Below are 7135 nucleotides of genomic sequence, written 5' to 3'. Positions count from 1 at the left end.
CGCCCGACGCTGGTCAGCAGCAGTTTCACCCACTCTTCCTCGGCCTTTTGCGTCACCTCGATCTCGCGGAAGGCGTGGTCGAGGGCGTGCCGTACCATGGTCGCAATGGTGCGGCCGGACTCGGTGAGGTTGTGCGGTACGTTGGAGATCAGGTTGGCGTCCTGGGTCGGTTGCACGAAGAAGGCGTTGGGGAAGCCGTGGACGTGGATGCCGTGCTTGGTGCGCATTCCGTCCTTCCAATGCTGCGATAGCCTGAGCCCATTGCGGCCAATCAGGTCGAAGCCGGCGCGGCGGCGGTATTCGGTGCCGACCTCGAAGCCCGAAGCATAGATCAGGCAGTCGAGCGGGTACTCGACGCCGGCCACGACGACGCCCGCCGGCGTGATGCGCTCGACGCCCCTGCCGTCGGTGTCGACGAGATGGGTGCCCGGCAGGTTGAAGGCCTGCAGGTAGGAATCGTGGAAGCAGGGCCGCTTGCATAGTTGGCGGTACCACGCCTTGAGCTTCTGCGCCGTCGCCGGATCCTCGACGATCGCGTCGACGCGGCTGCGGATCTCCTCCATCTTCTCGTGATCGGCATCCTCGAAGGCCGCCAGCATGTTGTCGCGCGTCCGCTGATCCCTGGGCAGCGTGAGAATGCGCTGGCGGATGCGACGCGACAGGTCGGTCCAGCCATCCTGCACGAGATCCTCGGTCGCCGTCCCACCGGCCTGGTTGGCGGTGAAATTCTCGAGCCAGCGCTGCTGCCAGCCCGGCGTGGCCATGCCGGAGAACCAGGCCGGGTCGATCGGCGCATTGGCGCGCACGTCGACGGAGGAGGGGGTGCGCTGGAAGACGTAGAGCGCGCGCGCCGAGCGGGCGAGATGGGGCACGCATTGCACGGCCGTCGCGCCGGTGCCGATGATGCCGACGCGCTTATCGGCGAGCCTGTCGAGGGGCGCGCCGAACGGATCGCCGCCGGTGTAGGCATAGTCCCAGCGGCTGGTGTGGAAGGCGTGGCCGGTGAACGAGTCGATGCCGGGGATGCCGGGCAGCTTGGGGACGTGCAGCGGCCCGGTGCCGAGGCCGATGAATTGCGCGGTGAAGGCATCGCCGCGGTTGGTGCGCACGAGCCAGCACGCGCGCGCCTCGTCCCACGACAGGTCCTCGACCTCGGTATGGAACAGGGCGTTGTCGTACAGCCCGAAATGCGCGCCGATGCGGCGGCAATGCGCCAGGATCTCCGGCGCATGCGCGTACTTCTCGGTCGGCCGATGGCCGGTTTCCTCGAGCAGCGGCATGTAGACCATCGAGGCGGTGTCGCACTGCGCTCCAGGGTAGCGGTTCCAGTACCAGGTGCCGCCGAAATCGCCGCCTTTCTCGACGATGCGGACGTCGCGCACACCGGCCTCGACCAAGCGCGCGGCCGTCACCAGGCCGGCGAAGCCGCCGCCGACGAAGGCGAAGGTGACGTGATCTGTCCTGGGCTCGCGAGGCGCGACCGGCGTGTAGGGGTCGTCGAGGTAGCGCGCGAAGTGGCCGGCCATCTGCAAGTACTGCGCATTGCCGTCGGCGCGCAGGCGCTTGTCGCGCTCCTCACGATACTTGCGGCGCAGCGCCTCGCGGTCGATCGGTTTGGCCGGCGCGGCCGGGCTGACTGTCGAGGACATGGGCAAGCCTGTGTGGGGGGGCGGAGGGTGGAAGGTTGGCTGCGGCCCGTTGCTATCGTCGTACGGCGGCGCCCGGCCTATCGATGATGCCTAGTGCTCGTTGACGGCCTCGCCAAGGCGACGAAGCAGCAGCGTGCGGGCGGCCGTCTCCTGGAGCAGGCAATAGGGTTCGCCGCCGGGCAGCATTCCGGGATCGATCTTGCCGAACACCGGGCACAGGTCCTTGAGCGAGGATCGCCAGGTCTGCTGGGAGCGCGTGACCGCACCGTCGACTTCCTTGAAGCCTCCGCGCTTCACCCTCTTGAGTGCCGCGTCGAGCTGGGCCTCCCAGAGGGCGAGCTCGCGCACCGCGCAGGCGCGCTGTTTCTCGGTGACGGGTTCTGCGCTGATGCACGGGTCGGCGATGACCCCGATGCACGCCATGCCGAGCTTGCCATCCTGCGCGGCGAGGCAGGCTTGCAGCGTGCGAGCGTCGGCAGCATTGGGCTGAGCCTGTGCGACCGATGCCAGCAGCGGCAGAGCGGCGATCAGGGCGACGCGTGCAAGTCTCATGGCGCAGTTTCCACGATGGCGGTCGGGCTCGACCTAGGCGCAAATCGGGCGAGAACGCAAGAACAAGGATGATGCAAAGCCGATTGCGCCGGCCCGCGCACCTGACCTACGGTCGGCCCTTCGTGCCACATCAAGGAATCGGAAACGCTGCGCCATGGCAAAGAAGACTGTTCCTTCTGCCCCTACGAATCCTTCCGTCCCGTCCGGGTTCGACGCGCTGAAGTGGCGCTGCATAGGCCCCTCGCGGGGCGGCCGCGTTGTCGCGGTGTCGGGCGATCCGGTCAACAAGATGGTGTTCTATTTCGGTGCCTGCGCCGGAGGCATCTGGAAGACCGTCGACGGCGGCGTCTTCTGGCAATGCGTCTCGGATGGCTTCATGGGCAGTGCAGCGGTCGGCTCGATCGCCGTGGCGCCGTCGGACGGCAACGTGATCTACGCCGGCACCGGCGAGACGGCGATCCGCCTCGACGTCTCCTACGGCGACGGCGTCTACAAGTCCGACGATGCCGGGCGCACATGGCGCAATGTCGGCCTCAAGAACAGCAAGTTCGTCGGCCGCATCTGCATTCATCCCGACAACCCCGATCTCGTCTACGTTGCCGCGCTCGGTGACGTGTTCGGCCCCAATACGGAGCGCGGCGTCTATCGCTCGCGTGATGGCGGCAAAAACTGGGAACGCATTCTCTATCGCAGCGACGTCGCGGGGGCGATCGACCTGTCGATGGACCGCAACAACCCGCGCATCCTGTTCGCCTCGATCTGGGAGGCGCGGCGCAACTTCTGGAACGTCTCCAGCGGTGGCCCGGGCAGCGGGCTGTTCCGCAGCATGGATGGCGGTGACACCTGGGAGGAGATCACCCGGAAGCCCGGCCTGCCGGACGGCCTGCTGGGCAAGATCGGCGTCGCCGTCTCGCCGGTGCGCGCCGGTCGCGTGTGGGCGCTGGTCGAAGCCGAGGGGGACAAGACCGGCCTCTACCGCTCAGACGATTACGGCGTGCGCTGGACCATGGTTTCGCCCAATCGCGACCTGATGCACCGCCCCTGGTATTACACGCACGTGTTCGCCGACACCGGTCATGCCGACACCGTTTACGTGACCAACCTGCAAATGTGGAAATCGACCGACGGCGGCACGAGCTTCAGCGAGATCACCACGCGCCACGGCGACAATCACGACCTGTGGATCGACCCTAACGACTGCATGCGCATGATCGAGGGCAACGATGGCGGCGCCAACATCTCGTTCAATGGCGGCGCCTCGTGGTCGACGATCTACAACCAGAAGACCGCGCAGTTCTATCGCCTCGACATCGACAACCAGTATCCCTACCGGGTCTACGGCACGCAGCAGGACAACACCTCGATATCGGTCCCCAGCGCCTCGGAATGGGGCGTCATCACGCTGGCCGACTGCTCGTATCCCGGCACCGGCGAGAGCGGTTTCATTGCCGTCGATCCGCGCGATCACAACGTCGTCTATGTCGGCGCCATCGGCTCGAGCCCGGGCGGGGCGGGGGCGTTGCAGCGCTACGATCACCGCACGCGCCAGCTTCAGCTGGTGAACGTCTGGCCGGAGGAATCGACCGGCATTGCGCCCAAGGACCTGAAGTACCGCTTCGCATGGACCTTTCCGATCGTGTTCTCGCCGCACGATCCGGGCACGCTCTATGTCGGCGGCAACTGCGTGTTCCGCACCCGGGACCAGGGCATGAGCTGGACGCGGATATCGCCCGATCTCAGTCTCAACGATCGCGAGCGCCAGGGCGCCTCCGGCGGGCCGATCACGCGCGAGAGCGCCGGCGCCGAGGTGCACGCCACCTGCGCCTGCGTCGTCGAATCGCCACACCGCGCCGGCGAGATCTGGGCCTCGACCGACGACGGCCTGGTCCACGTGACGCGCGACGACGGCCAGAGCTGGCAGAACGTGACGCCCAAGGGCATGCCCGAACTCGCCTATGTCGGCTGCGTCGAGGTATCGGCGCATGATCCGGACACGGTCTACGTTGCCGCCACTCGCTACAAGCTCGCCGACTACAAGCCTTACCTGTTCCGGACCACCGACGGCGGGCGGACCTGGAAGTCGATCAACGGCGACCTGCCGGCGACCGAGATCACCCGTGTCGTGCGCGCCGATCCCGTGGCATCCGGTCTGCTCTTCGTGGGCACGGAGACCGGCATCCATTTCTCGCTCGACGACGGGGCGAGTTGGCTGCCGATGTCGGGCCTGCCGGTGGTGCCGGTCTACGACCTCAAACTCAAGGACAGCGACCTCGTGGCGGCCACGCATGGCCGCTCGTTCTGGATCCTCGACGACGTGACGGGGCTGCGCGGCCTCGCCGAAGGCGGCCGCAAGACGCGTGTGTTCGCGCCACGCACGACCGTCCGCACCAAGCTGCACTGGAGCGCCGGCGCCAACGTGCGCGGCGGCATCGCCTATGGTCCCGCCTTCGGCATCGACGGCAGCACCGTCATGGTGGAGAAGCCCGACGGGACGCGGGTGCGCGAGCATCTCGATGTCGGCGAGAACCCGCCCAATGGGGCAGTCGTCTATTACTGGCTGGCAGAGGAGGCGACCGGGCCGGTGACTCTGACGTTCCGCGATTCCCGTGGGCGCAAGATCAACGCCTTCGCCAGCGACGACAAGGACGCTCCGGCGGCGCGCAAGCCGGGCACCAGGGCCGGGCTCAATCGCTTCGTCTGGGACATGAAGTATCCGGGGCCGACCAGGATCGACTACTCGTTGGCGGCACCGCGGCCCAAGCCGCTGGCGCCGGATCCCGAGAATCCGCCGGGCCCCACCGTCGTGCCGGGGACCTACGGAGTAGAGCTCGGCATCGGCGACAAGAAGGAGACGGTGAGTTTCACCGTCGTCAAGGATCCACGTCTTTCGACGACGCCGGAGGACTATGCCGCGCAGTTCGCGCTGCACTCGGAACTGGTGGCGTCCATTTCGAAGCTGAAGCAGGCGGTCAATCGCCTGCGCCGCATGAAGCGCCAGCTCGACGAGGTCGCCGAGCGTACCGGCAAGGGCGAGCGCGCGCTGCGCACCCTGGCCATCTCGATCGGTCGCAAGCTCTCGGCGATCGAGCGGGTAATGGTCGATCCGCAACGCAAGTCGGTGCGCGACGTGCTGCGTAATCCGGCCGGTCTCAACGACACGCTGATGGACATGATCGCCATGACGACGACGGCGGACGCGGCCCCGACCAGCCAGACCAAGCAGGTGTCGCGCGAGGTCATGGACAAGGTCGATGGCGAGGTTGCCAAGCTCGAGGCGATCGTCGACCGCGACATCGCGCAGCTAAACGCCAGCCTCTCCAAGGCCGGTGTGCGCCACGTGGCGGCATCCTAGTCGTTTCCACCGAACAGAGAGGGATCGTCATGTCCATGCAGGCAAGCGGAGGAACGTCGGCCGGCCCGCCTGCGGGCGGCATCGGATTCGTCGGCTGCGAGATGATGGCGGCGGCAGGTCCAGGCGCGCACGACCATGGACATGCCCATCCGCGGCGGCGCGAGGTCGTGGTCAACGGCAAGCGGGTCAAGACGATCGACATCCACGCCCATTGTTGCGTCCCCAAGGCGATGGCGCTGATCAAGCATCCGCTCGAGGCGCCAGGGCTCTTGATGGACGACACAAGCACTCGCATCGCCGCAATGGACGCGCAGGGCATCGACGTCGAGGCGCTGAGCATCAATCCCTACTGGTACCGCTCTGAGCGTGACGTCGCGGCCGAGCTGATCAAGGTCCAGAACGAGACCCTGGTCGAGTTCTGCGCCGCCAACCCCGACCGCTTCGTCGCCTTCGCGACGGCGGCTTTGCAGCACCCCGAGCTGGCGGCCGAGCAGGTCGAGCACGCGGTGAAGAAGCTCGGCTTCAAGGGCGTCGGCGTCGGTGGCAGCGTCGCCGGCGAGGAGCTGGCAAACCCGCGTTTTCACCCGTTCTGGGCCAAGTGCGAGGAGCTGGGTGTCCTGGTGTTCATGCACCCGCTCGGCACGCGCGAGCTCGAGCCGAGCGGCCGGCTGGGCGGCAGCGGCCTGCTCACCAACACGATCGGCAACCCGCTCGAGACCACCATCGCCCTGTCGCACCTGATCTTCGAGGGCACGCTGGACCGCTTTCCGGGATTGAAGATCTGCGCCGCCCATGGCGGCGGCTACCTGCCGTCCTATGCCAATCGTTCGGACGCCGTCTGCCGCACCTTCCCCAATCGCGTCGGCCCGCTGCCCAAGAAGAAGCCGACCGCCTATCTCAAGGACGGCCAGCTGTTCTTCGACACGATCGTGTTCACGCCGGAGGCGCTGCGCCATCTGATCGCCGAGACCGGCCCCGGCCAGATCATGATCGGCACCGACTATCCCTTTCCCTGGACCAGCACCGAGGTCGACCTGGTGCTGGGCACGCCCGGTCTCACCGATGACCAGCGCATCGCCATCCTGGGCGGCACCGCGGCGCGCCTGATGGGGATTGGCTGACATCGTTCATGTTCCTACGGACCGCGGGCGTCCCGCCCGCTCACAAACATGAGCGGGCGAGACGCCCGCAGTCCGGAAGAACATGAGTTCGCCATGAATCTCGACCCCACCAACCTCGATCGGCTGCGCCAGCGCATCCAGGCCTTGCGTGCAAAGACGGTCGCCAATGGCTGCACCGAGGGCGAGGCGCTGGCTGCCGCCGCCAAGGTGGCCGAGCTGCTCGACCGCTACGACCTGTCACTGGCGGATGTCGATGTCCGTCAGTCGTCCTGCGAGCAGCTCGCCTACGAGGTCCAGCGCAACAAGCGGATCCTGCTCGACGAGTGCGTCGGCGCCATCGCCGAGTTCTGCGGCTGTCGGGTGTGGCGCGAGAAGGATCGGGCGGGCGTCCGCTGGGTGTTCTTCGGTCTGCGCGCGGACATCGAGGCCGCCTGCTGCCTCACCGAGGTGATCGACAGCGC

The 7135-nt window shown here is 67.1% G+C and carries 5 protein-coding genes; 3 read left to right on the top strand and 2 right to left on the bottom strand.

The features are described from left to right. On the bottom strand, positions 1-1649 hold a 1649-nt coding region (locus AB7O82_RS35980; protein WP_428621673.1), incomplete at its 3' end, for a flavin-containing monooxygenase. Between the two features lie 90 nt (positions 1650-1739). Next, on the bottom strand, positions 1740-2201 hold the full coding sequence (locus AB7O82_RS35975) for a lysozyme inhibitor LprI family protein (protein ID WP_428621671.1): 462 nt from the start codon (positions 2199-2201) through the stop codon (positions 1740-1742). Between the two features lie 265 nt (positions 2202-2466). Between AB7O82_RS35975 and AB7O82_RS35970 the strand changes: the two genes are divergently transcribed. The 3 genes from AB7O82_RS35970 to AB7O82_RS35960 all read left to right on the top strand — a co-directional run. Further along, complete coding sequence (locus AB7O82_RS35970; RefSeq protein ID WP_428541118.1) at positions 2467-5553, top strand: WD40/YVTN/BNR-like repeat-containing protein; 3087 nt, start codon at positions 2467-2469, stop codon at positions 5551-5553. 29 nt (positions 5554-5582) lie between these two features. Next, a complete protein-coding gene (locus AB7O82_RS35965) occupies positions 5583-6674 on the top strand; it encodes an amidohydrolase family protein (RefSeq protein WP_428541115.1) in 1092 nt (363 codons plus the stop codon). A gap of 93 nt (positions 6675-6767) precedes the next feature. Next, the coding region (locus tag AB7O82_RS35960; RefSeq protein ID WP_428621669.1) for a DUF7168 domain-containing protein at positions 6768-7135 on the top strand (368 nt) is incomplete at its 3' end.

It is taken from the genome of Reyranella sp. (assembly GCF_050185545.1).
Taxonomy (GTDB): domain Bacteria; phylum Pseudomonadota; class Alphaproteobacteria; order Reyranellales; family Reyranellaceae; genus Reyranella.
The sequence above is the reverse complement of the archived record's forward strand: the minus strand, read 5'-3'. Positions and strand labels throughout refer to the sequence as shown.